The following is a 25746-nucleotide window of genomic DNA, read 5'->3' on the forward strand; positions in this document are numbered from 1 at the left end:
CGCGGCCGTTCGATCGTGGCCGGACTCTAGCGGATCACCGAGACGTCCGACGCGGCCACCCGGATCCGCGCTTCCACTCCGCGATTCCACTCCGTACTTCCACCGGCCGCCGTCAGGGGCTGGAGAGCAGGTCGCGCAGCAGCGCCACCGTGTCCGGGTCGAGGCTGCGGCCGGTGCGGCGGCTGAGGGCGTCCAGGCGGTTGACGGCCTTCAGTAGTTGGTCCCGGGCGCCGGCCGAGGCGTAGGCGTAGAACAGGTCGCGGTGCAGCATTTCGACGTCCGGGGCGACGGCGAGGCCGCGGAAGACGGCGGCCTCGGCGCTGCGGTGGTCGCCGTACTGCAGGCGGCGGGCGGCGAGTTCGTGGGCGGTGTCGACGATGGCGGCGAGCATGTCCTGGCGGGCCGCCTCGGCCCAGCCGTAGCCGGTGTCGGGCGCCTCGGCGAAGGGGGCGCCGCGGACCAGGGCCAGGGCGTGGGCGAGGGCGGAGTCGGCGGTGCTGCTGGTGCTGCGCATGCCGCGCCGGTAGAGGCTGCGGAACTCGTCCCAGTCGCAGGTCACGGTCGGGGCGAACGCGCAGCTGTCCTGGTCGTCCTGGCGCAGGAAGGCCCGGCCGTCCGGGTCGCTGCCGACCCAGGCGGCCAGCGCGGTGAAGGTGGCGGGCAGCGCCTGGTCCGGGCGGGCGTGGTCACCCGGGTGCAGGGCGCGGTCGGCGGCGGCGGGGCCGGTGCCCGGGTGCAGGGCCAGGTAGGCGGCGAGCTCGGTCAGCGCGGGCACGGTGGCCGGGTCGGTCGGACCGCAGGCACCGAGCACGTCGACCGGGCCGAGCAGCCGGATCCGGGGGGTGGTGCGGATCGCGTGCGCCTCCGGGGAGCGCAGGATGGCGAGCAGGTCGTCGGCGTCGGTGCGGACGGTGGCGGGGCCCGCCGTCGGGGTGCCGCCGGGCGGGGTGGCCGGGACGGGCTCGGGGCGCAGCGGGACGCGGGGGTCGGGCAGGACGGAGGGCGGGGCGGTGTCATGGGTGGGGGCCGGCTCGGGCACGGGGGCCGGGGCCGCCGTCAGGGCGGGGACGGGCTCGGCCGACGGCTCGGCGGCGGGGGCCGCGTCTGCGGCCGCGTCGGGCACGGACGGTGGCAGCGACGGCGGCACGGGCACCGCGGGGAGCACCGGCACCACCGGCGCCACGGGGAGCACCGGGAGCACCGGCACCGCCGTCGCGGGCGCCACCGGGTGCCCGTTGTTCGCCTGCCGGCCGAGGCCGTTGACGCTGTGCCGGGCTGCTCCGCTCGAACCGGTCGAACCGCTCGAACCGCCTGAACCCCCTCCCGCCGCACCACCACCCACTGAACCACTGCCCGCCGGACCACTGCCCGCCGGACCACTGCCCGAACCACCCGGCACCGCCGTCGCGGCCGCCGGGTCGACGGACGCGAACGGGCTGCTGCCCGTCCCGATCACCCGGGCGATCAGGCGCGGCCCGACCTCCGGCAGCCCCTCGGGCAGCGACTCGCCGACGAACGGGGCGGTGCCCGCGCTCACCCCCACCAGCACCGGGACCGGCTTGGGCAGGTCGGCCGGCTCCAGCTCCTCGCCGTCGAAGGTCCAGGAGGGGGCCGGGTGCTGCGCGGTGGAGCCGCTGGTGGTGACCAGCTCGGTCCAGTGGCCGAACTGCTCGTCCGACAAGCGCTGGAGCTGGAAGGACAGGTTCAGGCCCGGCAGCGTGGCCTGGCCGGTGCTCGGCAGGGTCCAGCGCGCCACCGGCCCGGCGCCGCGCTCCGGCGCCCGGGCGACCACGGCCAGGCAGGTGCGCGGCCTGCCGTCGAGCAGCCGACCCAGTTCTGACGGAACGTCACCGATCGGCGGCTGCGCGGAGAGCACGATCTCCGGCACCCAGGCGTCGTCGGCGTGGCCCCGGCTGCGAGCGTCGCGCGGGTGGGCCGCGCCGACCTCGACCAGGGAGGCGCGGGCCTTGGCGATCCGGGGTTCGAGCGCGGCGAGCGCGGTCTCCAGGCTGGGGTAGCGGTGCACCCGGTCCGCGACGACCTCGGAGACCGGCAGGTCCTCGCCGAAGCCGACCAGGTGCAGGCTGAGCCGGTCGGCCAGCGGGCTGTGGGCCAGCTCCAGCGCGATGGTGCGCAGCACCCCGCGCGCGTCGTCCGGGTGGCCGGCCAGGTGCAGCAGCCGGACCGTCTCCAGGTCGGCGAGCACGGCGGCGCCGTCGGCGGCCGTGCCGAGGGTGACCAGCGCGGGGTAGGGCGCGGGCACCTTGGCGGCCTGCTGGGCGGAGAGCAGGTCGGTGGAGTCGGCCGTGCACCACCAGACGTTGGGCGCGTGCGCGGCACGGAACGGCGCGATCGGCACGGCGGCGGCCGCCAGGTGCAGCTCGACGGTGCCGCCGGTGGTGACCCGGACCGCCGCGAGGGCGGGCAGCCGCTTGCCGGTCCGGCTGACGTTGCGGGCCATGGTCCGCAGCGAGCGGTTGAGCAGGTCGAGGCCGGTGCTGTTCTGCCGGGCCCGAAGCTCCGCCTCGAAGGCGGCGGCCGGCGGCGTGGGCAGCGGGATCCGGTGCCGGGGGCGCCGGGCGCGCTGCTGGGCGCCGCGGCGGTGGGCCACCGAGCCGATCAGCACGGCGGCGAGCAGCACGCCGATGCCGGCGGCGGCGAGCGCGGGGATGTAGTCGCCGATCGGCTCGTCCCCGTCGCCGGCGGCCCGGTGCGCACCCTCCTTCGCGGCCGGACCGCCGCCCTGGTGAGCAGCCCCGGCGCCGGTGGCAGCACCGGACGGTCTGGCGGACGGGTGCTCGGACGGCTGCGCTGATGGGTGCGCCGACGGGGCCGTGCCGCCGCCCGCACCGGGATGGGCAGGCGCGGACGGCGTGGGAGCGGACGGCGTGGGAGCGGACGGCGCCGGGGCGGCGGGCGCCGACTGCTGGACCGGTGCCGGCGTCGGTGCCGGGGCCTGGGCCTGGGCCGGCGGCTGCGCGGCCGGGGCGCCCGGGATGGCCAGCACCATCCCCGGCACCAGCGCGTTCGGATCGGTCAGCGTCTCCCCGTCCGGCGCGCGGACGCCCTTGTTGGCGTCGAACAGCTGTTGCCAGTCGTCCGAACTCCCCAGCTCCCGCTGCGCGATGGCGGAGAGCGTGTCACCCGATCGAACCGTCGCGGTGGCATCGTGCTGACCCTGCTGGCCCGACTGGCCCTGCTGCCCACCGGCCTGACTCTGCTGCCCGCCCGACTGCCCGGCCGCGGCGCCGTCCGGCTTGGCGTCGGCGGGCATCAGCAGCTGCCAGCCGGGCTGGATCGGCCGGTCCGCGTCGAAGCGCTCACCCGAAGCGTCCATCACCCGACCGGCGTTGAGCTTGGCGATCTCCTGCCACCGCTCCCCCGAGCCGAGTTGGCGCTCGGCGATCGACCAGAGGCTGTCGGCAGGCCGGCTGTCCCGCACGGTGTAGCCGGGCTGCTGCTGCTGCTGCTGCGACTGCGGGTCGGCGGCGGGCAACGCGAGGGTCGGCGCACCGGCCGGCGCGCCCGCGATGGCGGCGTACTGCGGGGCGGCGGCGAGCTGGGCGGGCGCGACCGCGGCCGTGAGCTGGCCGGGGCCGGTGGCGGCGAAGGAGGCGCCGGCCACCGGCAGCAGCGCGATCACCGCGCCGACCAGGCCGGCCGCCATCCGCTGGCTCCAGCCGAAGGCCGGCAGCCGCCGGGCCACCCGCCCGCGCAACTGCGCCGGGATCTCCAGCAGCACGGAGAGCGCGAAGCAGCCCCAGCCGAGCCAGCCGATCCCGACCAGCGCCCAGAGGAAGAGCTGCCCGTTGTCCGGACTGGAGAGCGACTGCCAGAGGCCACCGTGGCCCACCCCGCCCATCGCGGTCACCGCACGGGTGCCGTAGAGCAGCAGCGCGGGCACGCCGACCAGCAGCGCGGCCAGCACCAGCAGCGCGCCGAAGGCGGCCGGCACCGAGCGCAGCGCGCTGCGCCGCCGCCCCGGCGGCCGGGCGGCCGTGCCTCGCGGGCCGCGCCCGGGCGCGGCCGGAGCGCCACCCGGACGCTCCGTCGTCGCGGAACCCCCCGGGCGGGCTTGGACCTTGGCTCGTGGCGCGGCCATCAGGCGCCTCCCGCTTTCTGGTTGCCGAGCACCGGGGTGGCGGTGCCGATGCCCTGGACGGGCAGGGTGGGTGTGTTGAAGAGCCCGAGCAGCGTGGTGCGGTAGGTGATGTTGACCACGAAGGTGACGCTGGGGGCGTCGGCCGGCGGCGGGTTGCCCGGGTCCGGCCACTCGGCCGTCAGGCCGCCGCCGTAGGTCTGCTGGAGGTAGGCGGTCGCGGCGGCCTGGGCGGCCTTGGTGTCGATCAGCGGCGTCTTGCCGCCCAGCACCGAGCCCTGGTCGATCTGCTGACCGCCGACCCGGGCGGCCTCCTCGGCCATGGCGTCGGCCCGCTCCAGCGTGTTCAGCCTGCCGCCGCAGTCCAGCACGATGCCCATGAAGACCAGCATCGCGCTGACGCTGAACGCCACGAAGATCGAGATGGTGCCGCGGTCGCGGCCGCCCCGACGGACCCTCACATCCCCTCCCCAGGGCCTGAATCGCATTCCATGAGTCACCGGATCACTGCGGACGGTAGTAGTCCACGACCGAGGTGAAGTATTCGTCGAACTTCACCTCGCCCGGTACCCCGGTCACGAACAGATCATTCACCGCGACCGTGCACTTCACCTCGACCCGCACGGTCCGCAGGGGCAGCGGGCCGGTCTGCAGGGTCGAGCGGGTCGCCCGCACGTCCAACCCGTGGCAGGTGACGCCGTTCTGGGCGAGCGACTGGTCGACCGCCGTCAGGGCCACCTGGTTCAGCTGCTCGTCCGTCTCGCTGTTCGCGTAGTTCAGCGTGACGGTGCGCGCGGCGACCCTGGCCGCCTCCTGCACGCTGCCGGACGCGGACTCCAACTGGCCGATGACCACCACCAGGCTGAAGAGCACGGCGATCGCCGGGACCAGGATCGCCGCCTCGATCGCCAGGCTGCCGCGCTCGCCGGTGCCGCGCCCGCCGCCCCGCCGCGCGGTTCCGCGCCGGCGCACGCCGCCACCGCCGTCGCCGCTACCGCCGCCACCACCGCCGTCGATCCCCCGCTCCCCTCCCGCTGCCGCGTTCACGGGCCGACATACCGTTCGACCGGCTCCTGCACGCGCTGGACGACCGTCAGACCGTCCAGCCCCGGCACCAGGAAGAGCGGCTCGAACCGCACCGTCACGGTGACCGTGGTGTCGTCGGGCGCGCGCCGCACCCCCACGGTCGAGGTGCCGAGCAGGCCGTTGAAGGGCTTGAGGAAACCGGTGACCCGATCGGTGGCGTCCTGGTCGGTCCCCCCGTAGGACCGCGCCGCGTCCGCGCCTTCGCGCGCCGCGGCCAGGGCCACGCTCTCCGAGTACCAGAGCACCCCGACCTGGACCACCAGCAGCACCAGCAGCACGATCACCGGGAAGACGAGCGCGAAGCTGATGCTGAGCACCCCGCGGTCGCCTCCCCGTTGACGCGTCGTCAGTTCCGTTCGGATCAGCGCGGGCTGGATCAGTGCGGGCTGGATCAGTGCGGGGTGATGTTGTTCGGCAGCGTGCTCGGGATGCTGGTCTTGACCGTCCCGCTGAAGGAGTTCACGGCGGCCAGGATGCTGCCCGCGATCGCCACCACGACGATCACGATCAGCGCCATCTCGATGCTCAGCGCGCCGCGGTCGCCGTCGGCGCGGGCCGTCCTGGCCCGGCCGACGTGGATCCGCAGCAGCATCCCGCCGACCTGCAGGGGCAGCAGGACGGGCAGCAGCAGCAGGTGTGCGAGAGTGCGCAGGGTCTTCATGGTTCGTTCTCCTCGGGGGACGGAAGTCCGGTGGGCCGGACGGGCATTCAGAACACATGGAGCATCTGGTACAGCGCGGGGTAGACGATCATGACGGTCATCAGCAGGGTGAGCGCCGCGCCGGGTGCCACCATCTGCTCACTGGTGGCACCCGCCTCGGCCAGCTCGGTGGCGAGCAGTTCGTCGCGCAGGCCCTTGGCCCGGGCCCGCAGGGTGTCGTACACGGCGGCGCCGTCGGTGCCGGAGAGCCGCATGATGTCGGCCACGTCCTGCAGCGCGGTCAGGCCGAGTTCGGCGGCGAGCGCGTCCAGACCGTCCCACGGCGGTAGCCGGTCGGTGGCGGCCCGCTCCAGCGCGTCGCGGATCCGGCGGAAGACCGTGCCCCGCCCGACCGCCGCCGCCCGGCGCATCGCCTCGGCCGGCCCGTGGTCGGCCACCCGCTCCAGCGCGACGAGTTCGAGGTAGGCGGCGATGCCGTGCAGGTACTCGGTGCGGGCCTCCTTGGCCTCGCTCTGCACGATCGCGTCGGGCAGCACCCAGCCGCCGGCCGCCAGCGCAAGGCCGAGCAGCGCGGGCAGCGCCACGGGCAGCGCGAAGCCGGTGAGCACCGCCATCGCGGAGAGGTAGCCGGGCAGCACCAGGCCGATCAGCGCGAAGAGCAGTTTGTGCGCCATGAACCGGGCCGGGGTGCGGCCGATCAGCGCCAGCGACTGGATCGGCACCCGGGAGCCGGCCAGCGTGAGGGAGCGGTCGCCGAGCCGGTCGTACCAGCGGGCGCCGGAGGCCGCCTCGTCCGCCTGGCGCTCCGCCGGGGTCCGGTGCAGGCGGTCCAGCGCCTGTCCCAGGTCCGGTGGCGCCGGGCGCAGTTCGGCGATCAGCAGGGCGAGCCCGGCGGCCGCCACGCAGCCGGCCAGCACGGCCCAGGGCGAGATCATCGGGGCTCCTTCAGCAGGGGCGGGCGGCCACCGTCGCCGGAGCCGGTGCCGGGACCGGTGCCAGAGCCGGGACCGGTGCCGAAGGCCCCGCTGGGCCCGGCGTAGGGAGGCACCCCGGACCACCCGGCGGTGGTGCCGTCCGGCGCCGCCTCCTGCGGGTCGGCGGGCTCGGGCAGCGCGCCCACCCGACTGCGGCGGTCCTGCTCCAACAGGCGGGCCAGCGGCTTGTGGGCGGCCAGCGAGCGCATCCAGGCGATCACCCCGATGAACGCCGCGGCCAGCACCGCCAGCACCAACTGCCCCTGGCCCGTGCTGTACGGGGCGGTGTAGCGGGTGTTGAAGGAGCCGACCACGATCACCCCGAAGATGATCGTGACCAGCCAGCGCACGGTGGTGCGGTGCTTGGCCCGGTCGGCCTCGATCGCCCGGCGCTGGCGCACCTCGTCCCGCACCGAGTCGGCCATGTCGGCCAGTGCCCGGCTCAGGCCAGGACCGCTGTCCCCGGCCCGCAGCAGCAGCGCGGCGAGCACCTTGTCCGCCGTGGCGTCGGCGAGGCTGTCGGCGAAGGCGCGCAGCGCGTCCTCGGCGTTCCACCGGGCCTGCAGCCGGGCGGCCAGGTCCTCCACCTCGGTGCGCAGCGCGAGGGGCGCGGTGCGGCGGCTGGTGATCAGGGCCTGGTTGAGGCCGGTGCCCAACAGCAGGACGTCGGAGAGCCGCTGGGTCCAGTCGGCCAGCGCCTCCAACCGGACGATGTGCCGGGTGTCGGACCGGGTGACCGCGAAGAGCCAGGGGAAGCCGAAGATGATCAGCGGGACCAGCACCACGGTCAGCGCGATCCGGCTGAAGAGCCAGGTCAGCGGCGCGGCGGTGAGCGAGAGCGCGAGCTGGATCCGGCGCAGGCGCAGCACGGCGGGCGCGGGCGCTCCCGGCGCGCCGTACCAGAGGACGTGCGCGCGGGTCGCGAGCGGGCTCGGCCCGGACCCGTCGGCCGCGCCCGGGTCGCCGCCCGCACCGGTCAGGCCGACCACCAGGGCGACCAGACCGCCGACCAGCAGCACCCCGCAGAGGGCGTAGAGCAGCGTCACCGCACGCCCCCGATCCGCAGCGGCAGCGGAGCGCTCCAACTCCCGTACGCGGACTGCAGCAGGCCCGCGTCGAAGCCGGCCCGGCGCAGGTCGTCCAGGCAGTTCGGCGGCGTGTGCGGCACCGCGCGCGGCTCACCCAGCTCGGGGCGCGGACCGAAGACGGTGTTCAGCGCGGGCCGGCCGTTCTCGCCAAGCCCGGTGACCTCCAGGACGTGCGACACGAAGCGGTGCCGCCGGCCGCCCACCGCCGTCTCGTCGACCATCGCCACGTGCACGATCAGGTCGAGCGCGTTGGAGGCCAGCCGGTAGGCGAGCGTGTCGGTCATGTGCGCGCCGTACTCCAGGCAGAGTTCGGCGATCCGGTCCACCACCATGTGGGGGCCGCGGGCGTGCAGGGTGCACATCGAGCCGCCCTCGCCGTTCGTCATCACCCGGAGCATCGGGACCACCTCGCCGGAGCGGACCTCGCCGACGATGATCCGCGACAGCGTCATCCGCAGTGCGGCCGGGATGAGTTCACCGATCGTCAGCTCGCCGGCCGGCTTGCCGTCGACCCGTTCGCCGTTGCCCTCCCTGGCCTCCATCGGCACCACCTGGCGCAGGTGGCCCAGGGTGTGCAGCCAGAGCTCGAACTCCGACTCCAGGGTGCCGATGCGCTCGTCCGGCGGGATCTCGGCGGCCATCGCGCGCAGCAGGCTGGTCTTGCCCACGCCCTGGGTGCCGGTGATCATCACGTTCTTCCGGGCCCGGATCGCCGAGGCCAGGAAGGCGGCGATGGTCGAGTCCACGGTGCCCAGGTTGACCATGTCGGCGAGGGTGGCCGAGGCGACCCGGTGGCGGCGGATCGCGACGTAGGGCCGCGGCGTCACCTCGGTCATCGCCTGCAGGCGCATGCCGCCCTCCAGGCGCAGCGCCAGGGTGGGGTTGGCGGTGTTCAGGCTGCGCTCGCCGCCGCCGTGCTGGCGGGCCAGGTCCTGGAGCAGCTCCACCAGTTCGGCGTCGCTGTCGGCCACCGGCTCGACCTTGCGCAGCGGCTGGTGCACCCGGGAGATCCAGACGTCGTCGCAGCCGTTGATCATGATGTTCTCGATCTCCGGGTCGTCCAGGTAGGGCTGCAGGCGCCCGGCCCGGAAGAGCAGGTCGAAGACGGCCTCGGCCAGTGCCCGGTCCTGCTCGCGGGTCGGGGTCACGCCGTGGGTCTGGGCGTAGCCGTCCGACCAGCGGGCCACCGCCTCCTCGATCAGCGCCCGGCCGCGCTGGCGGCGGGTGGCGCGGTCGACGTCCACGCCCTGATTGCCCGTCAGCTTGGCGAGCTGCTGGTGGAGTTCGGCGGCCACCTGGCGCTTGAGCTCCCGTGCCACCCGAGAGTCCACCGTCGGCGCACTGCCCGGGCCCCAGCGCTCGGGCGGGGGCAGCACCGGCAGGCCGGACGGTGAGGCGGTCGGGGTGGGCGTCGGCATGGGCGTGGGCGCGGACATGGGCGTGGGCGTGGGCGTGGGCGTGGGCGTGGGCGTGGGCGTCGGCACCGGACCCGGTGCGGGGGCGGGCCCGGGTGGTGGCAGCACCGACCAGGGCTGTCCGGCGGCCAACTGCCCAGCGGCGGCGGCCGGGCCGGGCAGCACCGGTCCCGGGCGCACCGGACCGGGTGGCACGGGGCCGGGTGGAACAGGGCCGGGCAGCACCGGCCCCGGCGCGAGCCGCAGCGGCACACCCGCGGCGGTGGCCGACCCCGGGCCCGGCGTCAGCTGCACCACCGGCGCGGCCACGGGGCCGGGGAACGTCGCGGGCCGGCGCACCCAGTCGGACGCGGGCTCCTGGGCGGGCCCGCCCTGCCCGGCCGCGCCCGCCCCGGCGGCCGCCGGGAACGGGCCGCCGGGCGCGAACGGACGGGCGGCCGCGTCGTGCTGCGGCTGCTGCTGGTACGGCTGCGGCTGCGGCTGCTGGTAGGGCTGCTGCGACGCCTGCTGCTCGTGCGGCGGCTGCTCGTGCGCCTGCAGCTGGTAGTCGCCCGGCTCGGCCGGGACGGAGCGGTCACGCATCGGGCTACCGCGCACGGAGCACCTCCCCCTGGGTTTCGGCATCCTCGGTCGGCGCCCGGAACGGCTCGGGAGCCGCCGGTTGCGGCGCTATCCGAGCGAGCGGCGGATAGCTCTGCCCGGGCGGCACCGGCCCCGGCACCACCTGGACCGGCCCGGTCTGCGGCACGTAGACCTGCCCGACCGGCGAGGCGAAGGCCTGCCCACCGGGCTGCGGCTCCCCGTAACCCGCGCCGTACCCGGCCTCGTAGCCGGTCTCGTAACCGGTCCGCGGGTAGCGGGCCGGCTCCGGGTACGCCATTGGCGCCGGCGCCACCGCCGGCGCCGGCCCGGGCGCGGGCGCGGGCGCGGGGTGGCCGGCCGAGGGGACGGGCGGCACCGGCTGGTACCCCTGGTACTGCGGGTGCGGCTGGACCTCCTGGTACTGCTGGGGCTCCCGGTACTGCTGAGGCTCCCGGAACTCCTGCGGCACGAAGTCCCGCGGCGCGAAGTCCTGCCCCGACGGCGGCGCGTAGGCCTGCGGCTGGTACGCCGCTCCGACCGGCACCGCGCCCTGCTGGGCCGGCTGGTACGGCTGGTACGGCTGGTACGGCTCGGGCGCCACCCCCCACGCGGGCGCGGCCACCGGCCCCGGCCCGGCGAAGGCCTCGCGCGCGAAGGCCTCCCGCGCGGGCTCGGCCGCCGCCTCGGTCCGCGGCGGCGGAGTCAGCCGGCTCAGCCGCTCCCGGCGCTGCTCCACCAGGCCCTGGATCCGGTCCGCCGCCGTCCGCGCGGTGCGCATCAGCTCGGAGCGGATGAACTTGCGGTCGGTGCTGTCCCCGCCGTCCGAGAGCACCCGGGCGGTCCTGGCCGCGAACGGCAGCACGCCGAGCACCGGCAGCCCGAGCTGTCGGGTGACGTCCGCCGCCGGGTAGGGGCCCTCGGCGATCAGCAGCAGGCCCAGCGCGTCCGCCCCGCTGCCCGCGCTCTCCAGGTCCTCGCGCAGCGCGGCCAGCCGCGGGCGGGCCGAGCTGAGCCCGCGCAGCGTGGTGCGGACGGTGGCGACCACCGCGTCGGCCCGCCGGGCCAGCACCGCGCCGGCGCCGGCCGCCCCCGACCGGCCGAGGTCGAGCAGCACGTCGTAGCCGCTGGGTTCGAGCGCGTGCAGGCTCTCGACCAGCGGCTCCCAGGTGTAGGCCAGGCCCGCGGCCTGCGCGGGGTCGGTCAGGCCGGGCAGCAGCAGGCGCTCGCCCTCACCCTCCGGCGAGATGTCGATCAGCTGCTCCCACAGGCTCTGCGCGAGCAGCCCGCGCCGGTCGGCGACGGCCAGGTTGCGCAGCCCGTAGACCGCCTCGACCCGGCCCTCCAGGGCACCGGCCAGGGCGGCGCCGCCATCGGGGTCGCACTCGACCAGCAGCACCCGGCGCCCCGGCGCCAGCGGCCAGGAGAGCAGCAGGGCGAGCGCCGAGGTGGTGGCCCCCGGGGCGCCCAGGCCGCCGGTCACCGCGATCACGGCCATCAGGCGGCGCTCCCGCCCGAACCGCCGGGTGCCGGGCTGCCCGAGGGCGACACGGCCGGCGACGGGCCCGCCGACGCGCCGGCGGCGGCCCCGGCCTTCGGCGCCAGGATCACCTGGAAGTGCCCGGCCGCCGCCCACTGGGCCAGCGTCGGTGCCTGGGCCGGCGGCACCGCGAGGTCGATCACCCGGCTGCCGTCGCCGCCCGCCGGGCCGAGCTGGGCGACCACCGCGTTCATCGTCTGCGGTCCCGGTGCCGCGCCGCCGCCGGTCGGCGACGGCTGGTCGCCGACCTGCACCAGCACGATCTGCTGGCCCACCTGCACCCCGTCGGCGGGCAGTTGGCTCGGATGCACGGGCAGGCCGACCTCCTGCATGCCGGGCTGCACCACCAGTTGCCGGGTCAGGTCGGCGGCCAGCAGCAGCGCACCCTGGTGCAGGTCGGTGGTGGCGCGCTGGCCGACGGCGATGTCCAGGTCGGCGGCGTTCACCGGCGCGAGCGCCGGGTCGCTGGCGATCCGGGCCACCACCAGGTCGGCGGCGGTGAGCGGCTGCCCGTACGGGACGTCGCGGGCCAGCGCCAGCACCGCGATCCGCTTGCCGGTGCTGTTGTAGAGCGCCGCGCCGCCGAGCCCGCCGGCGGCGATCAGCGCGGCCGCCATCGCGATCACGGCGGGCCTGCGCCGCCGGGCCCGCAACGAGCGGGACGGGGCCACCGGGGCGGAGCGGGCCGCGGCGCGCCCCGTCACGGGGGCGGCGCCCGCCTGCTCCTGATCACGGCCGACGGCTCCCGGGGCGCCGAGGGTCGGCGACGAGAAGGTGCGGTTCTCCATCGGGCTGCGGCCTTCCTGACGAGCTGCGCGAGCGGGGTGTGCGGGACTTTCGGGGCCTTCGGGGGCACTGCTCGGGGTGCTAGTTGAGCAGTTGCAGGCCGTTGACCTGCAGGGCCAGCGGCGCGCTGGAGACCTTGACCAGCAGCGGCCCCCAGGGCTCACCGCCGTTGATCATGTCCTTGGTGCTGACGGTCCAGTACTGGGTCACGACCAGGTCGAACCCGGCAGCCGCGGCACCCGAAGCAGCGGGCGAGGATGCGGGCAGGGACGCGGGCGGGCTCGGCGGCGTGGAGGAGATGTTGTCGAACTGGGCGAGGCAGGCGTCCGCCGGCGGCGGGCTCTTCTTCTCGTCACCGGGCGCGTACGGGTGCCCGGCGCCCTTGTCCTTGCACTCCACCGTCGCCTCCTGGCCGGTGGCCGGGTCCCGGTAACCGAGGTCCCAGACCACTTTGGTGAGGGTGGCGGTGGCGTCCACCGAGACGCCGTTCAGCGAGACGTTGACCGTCTGCGGCCCCACCACCTCGGCCGCCGGGGCGTTCGGAGTGTCGTACCAGAGCCAGACCGGCACCCCCACCAGCGCCTGGCCCACCGGGGCGCTGTGCGCCGTCGGCGTCTTGAACACGAGCTCGTTGAAGGCCATCTGGCCCACCGTCGCGGGCGTCGGTGGTGGCGCGTCGAGGTTCGGCGGCTTGTTCAGGAACTCGGTGTGGCTCTCCGTGTAGTTGTCACAGGTCAGCAGGTAGATCGAGCCGTCCTTGGGCAGGTTCGTGCCCCAGGACGGATCGTCGGCCGGCGGCTGCGGGACCTCCAGCAGGTAGTAGCAACCGTCGACGGTGTTGAACCACCCCAGGTCCGGATCCCAGCACGGGTACTGCGCGTTGTTCCACGTGCAGCTCGGCTCACCGGTGGCGCCGCCCCCGCTGCCGCCGCCCGTCCCACCGGTGCCACCCGTCCCACCGGGCGCACCCGGACTCCCCGGTGTCTGGATCACCACGCAAATCGCCTGGACCACGCAGGGATTGAGCCCCCCCGTGGGAGAGGCCGCCTGCGCGGGGATCGTCACCGCCGCCACCAGGCCGGTGAGCAGGATGAGTTGACCAAGAGCTCGACGCATTGTGCTCAGCATGTCCGACCTGCCTCGCGAGTGAACTCGAACACCATCCAGATACTTCCGTCCAACCGCAGTACGGCCTGCGCCGGATATCGGGTCAGCCGCTGCGGCGGATCCTTCAGCGCGCCACTGCTCGGATCACTCTGGTGCCAACCGGAGACATCCACGCAGTCCTCGATCACCGCACTCTGCGAGGAGCCGTTCAGATCCAGGCTCCGCACCACCGGGGAAAGCACCGGCTCGCCGGTCATCACCAACTTGGCGGCGTGCAACGAATGGAGGCTCAGCAGGATGTTCCCCAACGCGGTTCCGTTGGAATAGGCCTTGACCTGAGCACCGTTCGGATCAGCTCCCGAGTAGGCCGCCACCTGCGCCGCCCACCAGTCCTGATAGGCCCCCAGGACAACCCGGCCGACCGCCCCCGGCGCCCCCGTGGTGGGCGCGGCGCCCGTGGCCGGCGTGCTGCCCGACGAGCCCGCGGCACCGCCCGTTCCCGCACCTGCCGGGGCACTCGCCACCGCGCTCGGCAGCAGCCCCCCGCCCGTGCCCGGCACCGAAGTACCACCCGCGACATCACCCCCGCCAGGCACGGCGGTTGAAAGCCGCTGCGCCACCCCCGGCGATCCCCCCGCACAGCCGGCCGTGAAAAGCGTGAGCAGAACCGACGCACCGACCCCGACCGCCCGTAGGCGTAAGAAAGCCTTGCAACGGCGCATAGCCCCACCTAGTCGCGACCATCCGACCCGGCCCCGAAGTTGGCAGAAAACACCTGCCAGGTGCCGAAGTGCGGTGTGGGGCACGATTCTTCGCCAACCCAACCGCGTACGGCAACACCTTGGGCCCCTGACCTTACGCGGAAGGCGGATCCGTTGGGGCACTTTCGCGCCACAGAACAGCCAACAGTTCTTCGGAAACCGACAATCCGGCCAGTGCGCCGCGCACCGCCGCCCGATTGCGCAGCAACAACCGGCCACCCGAAGGAGGGACGAGCAGCCGTGCTTCCAGTCCTGACGCCAGTTCACCCCAGGCCAGCTCGGCCGCCACCGCGGGATGGAACTCGGCCGGCGCGAGGGCGGGGGGCGCGCCCGGCACTCCGCGCTCCAGCACCCGCCCCAGCGCCCAACTGAACGAGCCCTCACCACCGGGCAGCACCGCCGAGCGCCCGCGCCGCCCCCCTGGGTAGGGACCGACCCGCCCCCAGAGCGGCACGCGGGAGTGCGCGAGGAGCTCGGCCACCCCCTGCTCGCCGTCCAGACCGCCGATCGCCGCCCAGGTCTCCGGCGGGGCCACCGCGTCGACCAGGAGCAGGGCCTCCTCCTGCGCGCCGTGCACCATGCAGCTCACCACCCAGTCCCAGGCCAGGCCGCGCCGGTAGGCGTTCTCCGGAGTGCTGCCGCCGGCCACCAGCGCCAGGCGCCGACCGCGCGGGTCGGCGACCAGCTGGCCGAGCAGGCAGACCACCAGCCAGCGGCTCTCCTGGCGGGCCGCCTCGCGCAGCGCGGTCAGCATGGTGTTGGCGTCGGCCTCCGGCGGCACCACGGTCACCCGGCAACCCCGGTTGCCGGTGTCGAAGCAGACCGCCGGCAGCGCCTGGGCCAGCACCTGGGCGCCGTGGGCGGCCAGCGCGGAGCCCCCGTGGCTGCGCTCCGGACCGCCGTTCGCGCCGATCACCACCAGGTCGACCCCGCCCGAAGCCCCGGCCGCCCCCGCCGTGCCCGCGCCCGTCCCCATCACACCCGAGCGCACACCCGAGCGCACACCCGAGCGCACACCCGAGCGCACACCCGAGCGCACACCCGCACCCGCACCCGCACCCGCACCCGTCACTCCCGCACCACCCGTCACTCCCGCACCCCTCTTCGCCGTACCCGTCCCCGCTGGTCGCCACTCTGCCGCACCGATGGGCCGCGACGTGGGTTTCCGCCCGCCGCCGACGGCACGGGAACCGCCCGGCGCCCGGTCAGCACCCCGACCCGCGCCCTGAGCCGCGCCCCGACCCGCGATCCCTGCTCCGGGACCATGGGCCCTACTGGCCCGCGCCCGACGGGCGCACCATCGGGTTATGGACCGTGTCGACCGTATCGAGGATCTGAGCGAGGCCGAATGCCTGCGGCTGCTCAGCACCGTGCCCATCGGGCGCGTGGTGTACACCGAGCACGCGCTGCTGCGGGTGCTCCCGGTCCCCTTCCACCTGGGCGCCGACGGGCGCCTGGCGCTCGCGATGCTCCCCGGCGGCTCGCCGGCCCGCGCCCTGGACGGCACGGTCGCCGCGTTCCAGGCCGACCACCTCGACGAGGCCGCCCGGACCGGCTGGAGCGTGCTGGTGCACGGGCCCGCCGCGCTGGTCAGGGACCGCGAGCAGCACGCCGAGCTGCTGCGCACCGGCCCGCGGCTCTGGCTGGCCGGGCAGGAGCCGATGTTCGTGCGGCTCACCGCCGAACTGGTCTCGGGACGCCGACTGCGCGGCCCCGACGAGGAGCCGCGGTTCGCCCACGCGGCCACACCCCGGGGCCAGGTGACCGGCGGGTAGGGCTACGCTCCCGGGGACGAGCCCGGTCGGACCTCGGCCCGACCCGGCCCGGCCCGGCCCCCGACCATCCTCAGGAGCGCAGCATGACGACCTTCGCCACCCTCGACGAGCTGACCGCGGCGGTCGGCACCGAGCTCGGCGGCAGCGCCTGGCACACCGTCACCCAGGAGCAGGTCAACCTCTTCGCCGAGGCGACCGGCGACCACCAGTGGATCCACGTCGACCCCGAGCGCGCCAAGTCCGGCCCGTTCGGCGGCCCGATCGCGCACGGCTACCTGACGCTCTCGCTGATCCCGCTGCTGGCCAAGGAGTGCTACGGGGTCGAGGGGATCAGGATGGCGGTCAACTACGGCTCGGACAAGGTCCGCTTCCCGGCCCCGCTGCCGGTCGGCACCCCGGTGCGGGCCACCGCCGAGCTGCTCTCGATGACCGAGGTGCCGGGCGGGCGGCAGGCCGTGGTGCGGTTCACCATCGCGAGCGAGGCCGGCGCCAAGCCGCACTGCGTCGCGGAGACGATCACCCGCTTCTACGTCTGACCCGGCCGACCCGTCTGCCCCGGCCGACCTGGCCGACCTGGCCGACCTGGCCGACCCGGCCGACCCGGCCGACACGTCCGACCCGCCGCCGGCGGCCGACCTGACGTATCGTCGGCCCGCTCGCGCCGGGCGCCCGAACGGCGGGCCGATCAAGCGATCCACCGCGCCCGCCCCGTGCGCGCCCGGTAGTCTCCCGATGAGATGTTGATCGTCATGACGTACTGATCCGTTCGAGCGGGCGCCCGGCGGCCCTGGCCGCACCGGTGCCCGCTCTCCATGGTGCCGCCGGCACGGCGGCACCATGGACGTCCCGCTCCCAGGAGGTGCCGTGCCCGGCCCCGCCCCCAGCTCGTCCCGACTCACCGATCTTCGCGGTCTGACGGCCGCCGGCTGGCGACGGATCCGGACGGACGCCTTCGGCGCCGTCCCCACCGGTGCGCGCCTGGAGCGGATCCGGCGCAGCCCGAACTTCGTGGACGGCGCCTTCCGCAATCCGGTGCCCACCCGGCGGCTGGTCTACGAGAAGTCGCCGCTGGAGATCACCCGCGCCCAGCTCGCCACCGACAAGGCCCGCCGGGTGCCCGCCCGCCCGATCCCGGTGCACCGGCTGCGCTCCGCCGAGCTCGCCACCGCGCCCGCCTCGGGGCTGCGGCTGACCTGGCTGGGCCACGCCACCGTGTTGGCCGAGCTGGACGGCCGCCGTGTGCTCTTCGACCCGGTCTGGGGGGTGCGTTGCTCACCGTTCCCCGGAATCGGCCCCAAGCGGCTGCACCCGATGCCGATCCGGCTGGCCGACCTCGGCCCGGTGGACGTGGTGGTGATCTCCCACGACCACTACGACCACCTCGACATGACGACGATCCGGGCGCTGATCGGCTCCGGCGCCCGGTTCGCCGCCCCGCTCGGGGTGGGCGCGCACCTGGAGCACTGGGGCGTGCCGGCCGCCCGGATCACCGAGCTGGACTGGTGGGAGTCGGCCGAGGTGGCCGGCCTGACCCTGACCGCGACCCCGGCCCGGCACTACTGCAGCCGCGGCCCGCGCACCGACCCGCAGATGCTCTGGGCCTCCTGGGCAGTGGCCGGGCCCGAGCACCGGGTCTTCCACAGCGGGGACACCGGCTACTTCCCCGGCTTCGAGCGGATCGGCGAGCTGCTCGGCCCGTTCGACGCGACGATGACCCAGGTCGGTGCCTACAGCAAGTTCTGGCCCGAGGTGCACATGACCCCGGAGGAGGGCGTGCGGGCCCACCTGGACCTGCGCGGTGGGCTGCTGCTGCCGATCCACTGGGCCACCTTCAACCTGGCACCGCACCCCTGGGAGGAGCCCGCCGAGCGGACGGTGGCGGCGGCCGCGGCCCTCGGCGCCGCGCTGGCGGTGCCGCTGCCCGGCGCGCCGTTCGAGCCGGCCGAGCCGCCCGCGCCGCACGCCTGGTGGCGGACGGTGGCGGGCCTGCCCGCGTCGGCGCCCGCCCCGGCACCGGCCGAGCGCCCGGCGGCCACGGCGGCCCCCACGGCACCGGCCGCGCCGGGGCTGGGCCACGAGGACGAGGTCCCGGCCTGACCTCCGGGTGACCGCCTGACCGCCTGACCGCCGGCCTGGTGGCCCGGCGGTCACCCGGCGGCGGCGTGGCGGCGCCTGATCAGCCTCCACGCCGCCCGCTGCACCACCAGCGTCAGCACCCCGGCGACCACGATCCCGGAGAGGTTGATCAGCAGCTGCACCGCCGAGCCGCGCGCCTGCGCGACCTGCGCGTAGGCCAGCGCCACCGCCGCGTTGGCCGCCGCCGGCACCGTGGTCACCGAGATCGCCACCCCCACCAGCGCACCGGACTTGGCCGAGGTGAGCGAGAGCAGCCCGGCGACACCGGCCAGGAAGGCCACCACGAAGGAGAGCGCGTCCGGCTGCCAGATGAACGCGGTGTTCGGCCGCGACCCGTCGAAGTCCGCCACGGTGAAGAGCCCGAGGCCGTCCATCATCAGCGAGAACAAGATGGTCAGCGCGATCGCCACCACGAAGCCGCCGAGCAGCGCGACCAGCGAGCGCAGCGCCAGGCGGGGCCGGCGCTGAACCAGCGCCACGCAGATCCCGGCGAGCGGGCCGAACTCCGGACCCACCACCATCGCCCCGACGATCAGCACCGCGCTGTCCAGCACCACGCCGCAGGCGGCCAGCATGGTCGCGGTCACGATGAAGGCCAGGTAGGTGTAGGAGAAGGCGCTCTCCTCGTGGGTGGTCTCGCTGACCGCCTCCCAGACCAGCGCGTCCGAGCTTTCACCGGGCGCCAGCCGCTCGGCCTCCCGGGCAGCGGCCGAGATGGCCAGCTGCAGCTGCGCGACGTCGATCGCGCCGTGCTCGGGCAGCCCGCTGGCCCGCAGCCGCCCGAGCAGTTCGTCGGCCCCCTCGCGGGCCACGTCGCAGAGCACCACGTCCCCGGGCGGGCGCACCGCGGCGTCCGGCAACCTGACGACGTGCGTGACTCCGACGCAGTCGTCCAGGATCTCGGCCACGGTGCGCCGCAGGTCGGCGGGGACGATCAGACGCAGGTGCAGCACGGCGTACTCCCGGGGCGGAAGGCGGGTAACGCACCTCACAGTGCCGGGTGGAGCCTTCTGCCACTATGAGCGGATGGCAGACGCACCGGTGCGGGACCACCAGACGGACGAGGACCGGGACCGGCCCACCGGGGTCAGGGTCGGCTCCTTCCTCGACCTGCTGCGGATCGAGGAGTTGGACGAGGACCTGTACCGGGGCCAGTGCCACGCCGGCGCGCCGCTGCGCGCCTTCGGCGGCCAGGTGGCGGCCCAGGCGCTGATCGCGGGCGGTCGCACGCTGCCCGCCGGGCGCGCGGTGCACTCGCTGCACGGCTACTTCCTGAGACCCGGCGATCCGACCAGACCGATCCTCTACCAGGTGGAGCGGATCCGGGACGGCCACTCCTACGCCACCCGCCGGGTGACCGCCGTGCAGCGCGGCGAGGCGATCTTCACCCTCTCCGCCTCGGTCAAGCGGCCCGAGCGGTCCAGCGAGCGCCAGCGCACCATGCCGCCGGTGCCCGGCCCGGAGGAGTTGCCCGACCCGATCCCGGGCTGGGCCCAGGCCGACCCGGAGGACTTCGACCAGGCGGCCGGCTTCCACTCGCTGGACATCCGCTTCATCCCACCGGGCGCCCCCGGCATGCCGGCCGAGACAGAAGGCGTGCCGCAGCAGTTCGTCTGGCTGCGCACCGGCTCGCCGCTGCCGGCCGACGACGACCTGCTGCACGTCTGCGCGCTGACCTACCTCTCCGATCTGACGCTGGCCGCCACCACCGCGCTGCACCTGCAGCCGCACCGGTTCCAGCGCAGCGAGCCGCCGCTGATCACGCTGGCCTCGCTGGACCACGCGATGTGGTTCCACCGCCCGTTCCGGGCGGACGAGTGGCTGCTCTTCGCCCAGCGCAGCCCGTCGGCCTCGGACGGGCGGGGGCTGGCGCTGGGCGAGTTCTACAGCCGGGACGGGCTGCTGGTCGCCTCCGCGGTGCAGGAGACCCTGGTGCGCGAGCGCCGCCCGGCACCACGCGGCACGGCCTGACGGCACGGCACGGCACACGCAGCAGGTGGCGGCGGGCGGGGGGCCTCGGGCGGCGCTCCACCGTCCGGGTGAAACCACGCACGGCCGCCGACGGCGCCCCGGCCCTTGGCAGCGCTGGCCACCGACCTGAGCTGCCGTGCTGACGCTGCGTCGACACGACCTGACTCAACGTCATGATCGTGCGATGCTGGTGGACGTTTTGCCGGTCCAGCCGAAGGCACCCCAGTCATGTCCCTCCAGACGGTCGGCGTCACCGCCTCCCGCCCCGCACCCCTCCCCTACGGGCGGCGCGGAACCGCCACCGACCAGGCCCTGCGGGCCCGGCTCGTCCCCGTCACGGTGCTGGCCTGCGTGGCGGGCTGCCTGCTGCACGGCCCGGTCGCGGTACTCCGGCACAGCCACCCACTGCCCGGGACCACCCCGCCGATGCTGATGCTGGTGGCCGCGATGTTCATCGGCGGCTTCGAGGTCAAGCTCGCCGACCTGGCCCGCGCGCTGCTGCGGCCCGGTCTGCTGCTGGCCGGGCTCGCGGTCGCGCTGGTGCTGCGGATGGTGGTGCTGCTCGGCGCCGAACGGGCCGCGGACTGCTGGCCGGAGCAGCACCAGGCGCTCTGGCTGGTGGTCGGCCTCTCGCTGACCGCCACCATGCCGGTGGCGGGCGCGGCCCAGACCTGGGGCGCCAAGGCCTCGGCGGACGCCTCGCTGAGCCTGGGCCTGGTGCTGGCGACCACGCTGCTCAGCCCGCTCACCGTGCCGCTCGGCCTGGTCCTGGCCGAGGAGCCGGAGACGCCGGGCCCGCGAGCGGTGCTCGACAGCCTCGCCCAGGCCGACGGCACCTGCCGGTTCATGCTGCTCTGGGTCGCCGCGCCGTGCGTGGCGGGCCTGATCGCGCGCCGCCTCACCGGTCGGCTGCGCGGCGGCCGGCCCAGGGCCCGGGCGCTGCCCTGGGTGCGGCTCCTCGGCCTGCTCAACGCGCTCGGCCTGACCGCCCTGAACGCCGCCGGGGTGTTCGGGGAGATCGCCCTGAAACCGCACCCGGAGCTGATCGCGCTGGCATTGCTGGCCGGCGGCGCGATCTGCGCCGCGCCCTTCGCGGTCGGCTGGTGCGCCTGGTTCGCGGCCCGGCGCGCGCACCCGGGGCCCGGCGAGGCGGCGGCACTCACCCTGGCGACCGGGATGAACAACACCAGCGCGGCCGCGGCGCTGGCCGGCAGCCAGTTCGGCGGCCATCCGGCGGTCCTGCTGCCGATCTTCTTCTACGGCATGGCGCAGCAACTGCTGGCCGCCGCGGTGCCGTCGATGCTGCGCCGCAGCCCGGCCTGAGGCCGGCGGATGTGCCCGTCCTTGAGCCCCGCCGAAGCCCCGCTCAAGCCGCGCCCAAGGGCTCGGGTGCACCCTCGGAGCGCTTCGGCCCGGCGCACCGGCCCGCGCATCGGCCCAGGTGGCACCTCACCCGGCCGTGCCGAATCGCCGCATTTCGCCGGTACGGCGTTCACCCCTGTGTAGTCATCGTTTAACACCAGACTGGAATGCTGACCATCATGGACGTATCGCTGCCGCCGCTCCGCCGCCCGGTGGAGCCCCAGACCCCGGACTCCCCCGGCTCGCCCGGCCCTTCGGACCCCGCCGGGGAGGCTCCGCGCTTCCCGCTGCCCAAGCGCCACCGCCGCTACCTGGCCTGCGCGGCCGTGGCCGCCTCGGTCGCGCTCGGCGGCCTCGGCGTGGGCGCCACCGTGGAGACCGTCCAGCACCAGACCAGCGTGACAGCGGCAGCCGGCACCCACTGAAGCGGTCTTGACGATCCGTCGGTCGACGGTCCGTCAGCTCCCGTTCGGCTGATCGCCCAGCCGCTCGCCCAGCCGCTCGCCCAACTCCGCCAGGTCAGCCACGAACCAGCACTGCCGACCGCGGTCGCACTCGCGCACGAAATCCCGCAGCGCCGAACTCTCCTCGGTCCAGCGGGAGATGTCGCCGACCACGGCCAGGTTGACCCGGTACTGGGCGAACTTCTGCAGCACCTCGCCGGCCAGGCCGCTGCGCAGTCGGAAGAACTCCTCCGGCCACCGCTGCACCGGCACGGCCACCCAGCTCGCCTCCCCGTACCCGGCCTCACCGATCAGCCCGAGGGCGTCCGCGACACTGCTCAGCGGGTCACCGTCGGGGGCGCAGACCAGCACCGGGGTCTCGTGCAGAAGCTCGATCGTCATCCCGGCATCTCATCAGAGACGGGAGCGGCGGCGCACCGCCTTTTCCACGACGGCCAAAAGCGCCGCTCTCACCGCCGCGCTCACCGCCGTGCTCAGCGCCGTGAGTGCCGCCCGGTGCCCGCGGCCTCCCCCAGCGCGAAGGGAGCGGCGTAGCGGGCGGCGGGCGGCAGCAGGATCCAGCCGCTCCGGGCCGGGGCGCAGGCTTCGGCCGCCGGGGCGGTGGGGGCTATCAGGCGCATGGCGTGCAGCAGCGCGAGCACGTCGCGCCGGAAGGCGGCCCGGTCGGCCAGGTGGGCGCGGCGCCAATGGGCGGCGTGCTGCTCGCGGACCCGGTCGCCGGTCTCGTACTCGTCCGCCAGATCGCCGAGGATGCCGTCTATCAGCGCCTCGGCGATCGGCACGCCGGTGGGCGCGGCCGACCGTGCCTGGGCCGGTCGGCCGACCGGGGCGGCCGGGGCGGCCGGGTCCGGCGGGTCGGTGGGCAGCGGGCGGAGCTGGTCGACCAGGCGCTCCACCAGCAGCAGGGCGGCGTGCGCGAGCGGTCCCGGACCGGGCAGCCGCAGGTCGGTCAGCTCACCGGCCGGGTCGAGCAGCGCGATGCCCTCCTGGCGGATCTCGGTGGTGAGCCCGAGGAAGTCCGCGAGCACCGCCGTCTCCCGCGAACGGGACTCCCAGAGCCACTCCCGCTCCAACCCGGTGAGCTCCTCGAAGAGCACCACCGGGGTCTCCACCAGACGGCGGCGCACCGCGACCGGGATCGTGGTCCGCGGTGCCGGCGGGTCCTGCGGCCGGGCCGGGCAGCAGTGTGCCACCACGGCCGTCAGCAGCTCCTGGTCCACCAGGAGCGTGCCGCGCTCGCCGCCGTCCGCGGTGAGCAACTGCCACTCCGTCAGCACGGCCAGCGCCGCGAGCACGGCGGCCCGCCCGGCCGCGAGGTCCCGCTCGGCGGCCGGCTCGACAGTCGGCTCGGCGCTCGGCTCAGCGCTCGGCTCAGCGGGCTGCTCACCGCTCGGCTCAGCGGGCTGCTCCACCGTCAGCTCCGCGGTCGACTCCCCGGTGAGCTCCGCCGTCAACTCCGCCGTCAACACCGCGGTCAGGTCGGCCGCCGAGCGGCGGGCCGGGCCGGTGAGCAGGGCGGCCAGTGCCCGGGTCAGCGCGGCGTACCGCTCGGGCGTGCCGAGCGTGCCCGCGAACATCGGGCGGCGCGGTGCGGTGGGGCCGAGCGCGGCCTTGGTCAGCCGGGCGAAGCCCTCGCCGACGGTCAGCGGGTAGCCGAGCAGCTCGGCGAATCGGCTGGTGAGCCAGTCGGCGTGACGGCGGATCACCGGGAACGCCTGGGCCTGCGGGCCGTTGGCGGTGACCAGCGGATGCGCGAGCAGCATCCGGGCGGCCGCGCGGCGCTCGGCCGCCAGTGCCGCGAGCGCGGCGGGACCGTCGGCGGCGGGCGGCTCGGGCTTGCGGTGCCGCCCCGGGAGCGCCGGTACGGCGGCCGCGCGGCCGGGGCGGCGGGCCCGGCGGGCGCCGGGCAGCGAGCGCTGACCGACCGTCGGCCCGTGCCACCAGCTGACCTCGCCCAGGTCGGCGCAGGTCGGCTCCGGGGCGATGCCGAAGTGGCGTGCGCCATAGAGCCCGAAGGCGTCCGCGAAGAGCTCATGTGCCTCGTCCGGGGTGGCGGCGGCCAGCCGGCGGGCGAGTTCGCGCAGGTGGTCCGCGGACCGCGCCGGCGGCGTGGCCGCCTCGCTTGCCGCCGGGGGGTGCCAGGAGGTCAGGGTCAGCGTCACCTCGCCACCGGGCGCCAGGGCGACCGAAGCCGGCTTCCCGCCCAGCGCTCCGCCCCCGTTCACGCGCCCCTCCGACGTGCTGCCCACCGTGTCGGAGACAGCCTAAGGGAGGAAGAGGGGAGCCCCTTCCGGTCCCCCGCTCCCGTCGCCTATCGTGCCGGGCATGTCGAACACGATCACCACCGCCCGCCGGGCCCGCGGCCTGCTGACCGCCTTCACGGCCACCGCCGCCGCGCACCTGGGCTCGCTGCTGACGGACGTCAAGGTGGTCGAGCAGGTCACCAAGCCCGCGCTGATGCCGCTGCTCGCCGGACACGTCCGCGGCGTCCGGGGCGCCGCCGCGGGCCGGTCGGCCGCCGGGCGCACCGCGGGCGAGGGCAGCGCGGGCGAGGGCAGCGCGCCCCGCCTGCTCACCCCGGCGCTGCTGGCCAGCGCGGCCGGGGACGCGCTGCTCCAGTTGGACGACGAGCGGGCCTTCCTGGCCGGGATGGGCTCCTTCGCGGCGGCCCACATCTGCTACGTGACGATGTTCGCCAAGCAGGGCGCGCTGACCGACCGCCGCCGCACCGCCCTGGTGGCCGCCGGGTACGCGCTGGCCTGGGCGGTGATGATCCATCAGCTCTGGCCCGGGCTCGGCGAGCTGAAGGTGCCGGTGGCGGGCTACAGCCTGCTGCTCGCCGCCACCGCCGTCACCTCCGCGGGCCTGGGCCGGCGCGGCGGCCTCGGCGGCGCGCTCTTCCTGCTCTCCGACACGCTGATCGCGACCCGGCTGGCCGGCTGGAAGCAGCTGCCGGGCCACGAGTTCTGGATCATGTCGACCTACCTGCTGGCGCAGTACCTGCTCGCCACCGCCGCGCTCAAGGCGGCCGACCGACCGACTGACTGACCGGCCGACTGACCGGCCGACTGAGCCGCGGGCGACCCGACCCGACGCACGGCTCGGACAGCGGCTCGGACAGCGGCCCTCAGAGCGCCAGGTCCACCACGACCGGCGTGTGGTCCGAGGTGCCCTTGCCCTTGCGCGCCTCGCGGTCCACGTAGCTGTCGGTGACCGCCGCGCCGAAGGCCGCGTTGCCGTAGACCAGGTCGATCCGCATGCCGCGGTTCTTCGGGAAGGCCAGCTGGCGGTAGTCCCAGTAGGTGTAGGGGCGGTCGTACTTGAGCGGGCGCGGCACGACGTCCGCCAGGCCGGCCTCCCGCAGGCCGGCCAGCGCCGCCCGCTCGACCTCGGTGACGTGGGTGGCGCCCACGAAGTCGGCCAGGTCGTAGACATCCTCGTCGGTCGGCGCCACGTTGAAGTCACCGAGCACGGCGAACGGCCGCTCGCCCGCCGCGTCCGCCAGGACCGAGGTGCGCAGCGCCTCCAGCCAGTCGAGCTTGTAGCGGAAGTGGGCGTGGCCGACCTCGCGGCCGTTGGGCACGTAGACCGACCAGACCCGCACCGGCCCGCAGGTGGCGGCGATGGCGCGCGGCTCGACGGCGGCCACCAGCGCGTCGTCGGCCAGGTAGCCGGGCTGCTCGGGCAGGTCGCGCACCACGTCCTCGAAACCGATCCGGGAGAGGATGGCCACGCCGTTCCACCGGCCCGTACCGTGCGCCTGGGTCTCGTAACCGAGGGCGCGGACCTCCTCGTACGGGAAGGCGTCCGCGGCGCACTTCAGCTCCTGCAGGCAGAGCACGTCGGGCTTGGCGCTCTCCAGCCACTCCAGCAGCTTGGGCAGCCGCGCGGTGACGGAGTTGATGTTCCAGGTGGCGATGCGGACGGTCACGACCAGGCCTT

The 25746-nt window shown here is 75.4% G+C and carries 24 protein-coding genes; 7 read left to right on the plus strand and 17 right to left on the minus strand.

What is annotated here, in order from left to right:
• Positions 1-112: 112 nt before the first annotated feature.
• The 13 genes from OG455_RS06820 to OG455_RS06880 all read right to left on the minus strand — a co-directional run bounded on the left by OG455_RS06820 (position 113) and on the right by OG455_RS06880 (position 15186).
• On the minus strand, positions 113-4102 hold the full coding sequence (locus tag OG455_RS06820; protein ID WP_266291262.1) for a LysM peptidoglycan-binding domain-containing protein: 3990 nt from the start codon (positions 4100-4102) through the stop codon (positions 113-115).
• Entirely contained in the window at positions 4102-4560 is a 459-nt protein-coding gene (locus tag OG455_RS06825; protein ID WP_266291264.1) for a hypothetical protein, read from the minus strand. The genes OG455_RS06820 and OG455_RS06825 overlap by 1 nt, the downstream gene beginning before the upstream one ends.
• A 43-nt stretch (positions 4561-4603) precedes the next feature.
• The gene (locus OG455_RS06830) at positions 4604-5146 is read right to left on the minus strand and encodes a TadE/TadG family type IV pilus assembly protein (protein ID WP_266291266.1); all 543 of its coding nucleotides are present in this window, start codon (positions 5144-5146) and stop codon (positions 4604-4606) included.
• Complete coding sequence (locus tag OG455_RS06835) at positions 5143-5502, minus strand: TadE/TadG family type IV pilus assembly protein (protein WP_266291268.1); 360 nt, start codon at positions 5500-5502, stop codon at positions 5143-5145. Before OG455_RS06835 ends, OG455_RS06830 begins: the two co-directional genes overlap by 4 nt.
• Before the next feature lie 74 nt (positions 5503-5576).
• Positions 5577-5846, minus strand: a complete 270-nt coding sequence (locus tag OG455_RS06840) for a hypothetical protein (RefSeq protein ID WP_266291270.1) — start codon at positions 5844-5846, stop codon at positions 5577-5579.
• A gap of 47 nt (positions 5847-5893) precedes the next feature.
• Positions 5894-6781, minus strand: a complete 888-nt coding sequence (locus tag OG455_RS06845) for a hypothetical protein (RefSeq protein ID WP_266291272.1) — start codon at positions 6779-6781, stop codon at positions 5894-5896.
• The gene (locus tag OG455_RS06850) at positions 6778-7866 is read right to left on the minus strand and encodes a type II secretion system F family protein (protein ID WP_266291274.1); all 1089 of its coding nucleotides are present in this window, start codon (positions 7864-7866) and stop codon (positions 6778-6780) included. The genes OG455_RS06845 and OG455_RS06850 overlap by 4 nt, the downstream gene beginning before the upstream one ends.
• On the minus strand, positions 7863-9920 hold the full coding sequence (locus OG455_RS06855; RefSeq protein ID WP_266291276.1) for a CpaF family protein: 2058 nt from the start codon (positions 9918-9920) through the stop codon (positions 7863-7865). The genes OG455_RS06850 and OG455_RS06855 overlap by 4 nt, the downstream gene beginning before the upstream one ends.
• Positions 9910-11400 carry a hypothetical protein gene (locus tag OG455_RS06860; protein WP_266291278.1) on the minus strand — a complete coding sequence of 497 codons (1491 nt, stop codon included), beginning with the start codon at positions 11398-11400 and terminating at the stop codon, positions 9910-9912. Before OG455_RS06860 ends, OG455_RS06855 begins: the two co-directional genes overlap by 11 nt.
• Positions 11400-12230: an SAF domain-containing protein gene (locus OG455_RS06865; protein WP_266291280.1), complete on the minus strand. Its 831-nt coding sequence runs from the start codon at positions 12228-12230 to the stop codon at positions 11400-11402. The genes OG455_RS06860 and OG455_RS06865 overlap by 1 nt, the downstream gene beginning before the upstream one ends.
• Before the next feature lie 79 nt (positions 12231-12309).
• Positions 12310-13344 carry a hypothetical protein gene (locus OG455_RS06870; protein ID WP_266291282.1) on the minus strand — a complete coding sequence of 345 codons (1035 nt, stop codon included), beginning with the start codon at positions 13342-13344 and terminating at the stop codon, positions 12310-12312.
• Positions 13345-13349: 5 nt separating this feature from the next.
• Positions 13350-13955 (minus strand): hypothetical protein, encoded by a 606-nt coding sequence (locus tag OG455_RS06875; protein ID WP_266291284.1) that lies wholly within the window; start codon positions 13953-13955, stop codon positions 13350-13352.
• 235 nt (positions 13956-14190) lie between these two features.
• Complete coding sequence (locus OG455_RS06880) at positions 14191-15186, minus strand: hypothetical protein (RefSeq protein WP_266291286.1); 996 nt, start codon at positions 15184-15186, stop codon at positions 14191-14193.
• 217 nt (positions 15187-15403) lie between these two features.
• Here OG455_RS06880 and OG455_RS06885 point away from each other — a divergent pair, with 217 nt between their 5' ends.
• From OG455_RS06885 to OG455_RS06895, 3 genes are all read left to right on the plus strand, one after another.
• Positions 15404-15871 (plus strand): pyridoxamine 5'-phosphate oxidase family protein, encoded by a 468-nt coding sequence (locus OG455_RS06885; RefSeq protein ID WP_266291288.1) that lies wholly within the window; start codon positions 15404-15406, stop codon positions 15869-15871.
• 83 nt (positions 15872-15954) lie between these two features.
• A complete protein-coding gene (locus tag OG455_RS06890) occupies positions 15955-16407 on the plus strand; it encodes a MaoC family dehydratase (RefSeq protein WP_266291290.1) in 453 nt (150 codons plus the stop codon).
• A 376-nt stretch (positions 16408-16783) separates the two neighbouring features.
• The gene (locus OG455_RS06895) at positions 16784-17968 is read left to right on the plus strand and encodes an MBL fold metallo-hydrolase (RefSeq protein WP_266300676.1); all 1185 of its coding nucleotides are present in this window, start codon (positions 16784-16786) and stop codon (positions 17966-17968) included.
• Positions 17969-18018: 50 nt separating this feature from the next.
• Here the strand turns inward: OG455_RS06895 and OG455_RS06900 are convergent, their stop codons facing one another.
• Positions 18019-18960, minus strand: coding sequence for a DUF389 domain-containing protein (locus OG455_RS06900; RefSeq protein ID WP_266291292.1), 942 nt, complete (start codon positions 18958-18960; stop codon positions 18019-18021).
• Between the two features lie 73 nt (positions 18961-19033).
• Here OG455_RS06900 and OG455_RS06905 point away from each other — a divergent pair, with 73 nt between their 5' ends.
• From OG455_RS06905 to OG455_RS06915, 3 genes are all read left to right on the plus strand, one after another.
• Entirely contained in the window at positions 19034-19978 is a 945-nt protein-coding gene (locus tag OG455_RS06905; RefSeq protein WP_266291294.1) for an acyl-CoA thioesterase II, read from the plus strand.
• 228 nt (positions 19979-20206) lie between these two features.
• Positions 20207-21301 (plus strand): hypothetical protein, encoded by a 1095-nt coding sequence (locus OG455_RS06910; protein WP_266291296.1) that lies wholly within the window; start codon positions 20207-20209, stop codon positions 21299-21301.
• Positions 21302-21519: 218 nt separating this feature from the next.
• Positions 21520-21765: a hypothetical protein gene (locus OG455_RS06915; RefSeq protein ID WP_266291298.1), complete on the plus strand. Its 246-nt coding sequence runs from the start codon at positions 21520-21522 to the stop codon at positions 21763-21765.
• A 33-nt stretch (positions 21766-21798) separates the two neighbouring features.
• Here OG455_RS06915 and OG455_RS06920 read toward each other — a convergent pair whose 3' ends face one another.
• Together OG455_RS06920 and OG455_RS06925 are read right to left on the minus strand one after the other, a co-directional pair.
• Positions 21799-22185 (minus strand): DUF4180 domain-containing protein, encoded by a 387-nt coding sequence (locus OG455_RS06920; protein WP_266291300.1) that lies wholly within the window; start codon positions 22183-22185, stop codon positions 21799-21801.
• Positions 22186-22277: 92 nt separating this feature from the next.
• A complete protein-coding gene (locus OG455_RS06925; protein ID WP_266291302.1) occupies positions 22278-24029 on the minus strand; it encodes a DUF2398 family protein in 1752 nt (583 codons plus the stop codon).
• A 100-nt stretch (positions 24030-24129) separates the two neighbouring features.
• Here OG455_RS06925 and OG455_RS06930 point away from each other — a divergent pair, with 100 nt between their 5' ends.
• Positions 24130-24852 carry a lysoplasmalogenase gene (locus tag OG455_RS06930; protein ID WP_266291304.1) on the plus strand — a complete coding sequence of 241 codons (723 nt, stop codon included), beginning with the start codon at positions 24130-24132 and terminating at the stop codon, positions 24850-24852.
• A 79-nt stretch (positions 24853-24931) separates the two neighbouring features.
• On the opposite strand, the gene OG455_RS06935 is transcribed toward OG455_RS06930, so the two are convergent.
• A complete protein-coding gene (locus OG455_RS06935; RefSeq protein WP_266291306.1) occupies positions 24932-25735 on the minus strand; it encodes an exodeoxyribonuclease III in 804 nt (267 codons plus the stop codon).
• Positions 25736-25746: the final 11 nt, after the last annotated feature.

Origin of the sequence: Kitasatospora sp. NBC_01287 (assembly GCF_026340565.1) — a bacterium.
Classification (GTDB): domain Bacteria; phylum Actinomycetota; class Actinomycetes; order Streptomycetales; family Streptomycetaceae; genus Kitasatospora.

Excerpts from the sequence above, each read along its gene's own strand:
- OG455_RS06820 (WP_266291262.1), bottom strand. The coding sequence starts at position 4,102 with ATGGCCGCGCCACGAGCCAAGGTCCAAGCCCGCCCGGGGGGTTCCGCG.
- OG455_RS06840 (WP_266291270.1), bottom strand. The coding sequence starts at position 5,846 with ATGAAGACCCTGCGCACTCTCGCACACCTGCTGCTGCTGCCCGTCCTG.
- OG455_RS06845 (WP_266291272.1), bottom strand. The coding sequence starts at position 6,781 with ATGATCTCGCCCTGGGCCGTGCTGGCCGGCTGCGTGGCGGCCGCCGGG.
- OG455_RS06860 (WP_266291278.1), bottom strand. The coding sequence starts at position 11,400 with ATGGCCGTGATCGCGGTGACCGGCGGCCTGGGCGCCCCGGGGGCCACC.
- OG455_RS06865 (WP_266291280.1), bottom strand. The coding sequence starts at position 12,230 with ATGGAGAACCGCACCTTCTCGTCGCCGACCCTCGGCGCCCCGGGAGCC.
- OG455_RS06870 (WP_266291282.1), bottom strand. The coding sequence starts at position 13,344 with ATGCGTCGAGCTCTTGGTCAACTCATCCTGCTCACCGGCCTGGTGGCG.
- OG455_RS06885 (WP_266291288.1), top strand. The coding sequence starts at position 15,404 with ATGGACCGTGTCGACCGTATCGAGGATCTGAGCGAGGCCGAATGCCTG.
- OG455_RS06890 (WP_266291290.1), top strand. The coding sequence starts at position 15,955 with ATGACGACCTTCGCCACCCTCGACGAGCTGACCGCGGCGGTCGGCACC.
- OG455_RS06905 (WP_266291294.1), top strand. The coding sequence starts at position 19,034 with ATGGCAGACGCACCGGTGCGGGACCACCAGACGGACGAGGACCGGGAC.
- OG455_RS06910 (WP_266291296.1), top strand. The coding sequence starts at position 20,207 with ATGTCCCTCCAGACGGTCGGCGTCACCGCCTCCCGCCCCGCACCCCTC.
- OG455_RS06915 (WP_266291298.1), top strand. The coding sequence starts at position 21,520 with ATGGACGTATCGCTGCCGCCGCTCCGCCGCCCGGTGGAGCCCCAGACC.
- OG455_RS06920 (WP_266291300.1), bottom strand. The coding sequence starts at position 22,185 with ATGACGATCGAGCTTCTGCACGAGACCCCGGTGCTGGTCTGCGCCCCC.
- OG455_RS06930 (WP_266291304.1), top strand. The coding sequence starts at position 24,130 with ATGTCGAACACGATCACCACCGCCCGCCGGGCCCGCGGCCTGCTGACC.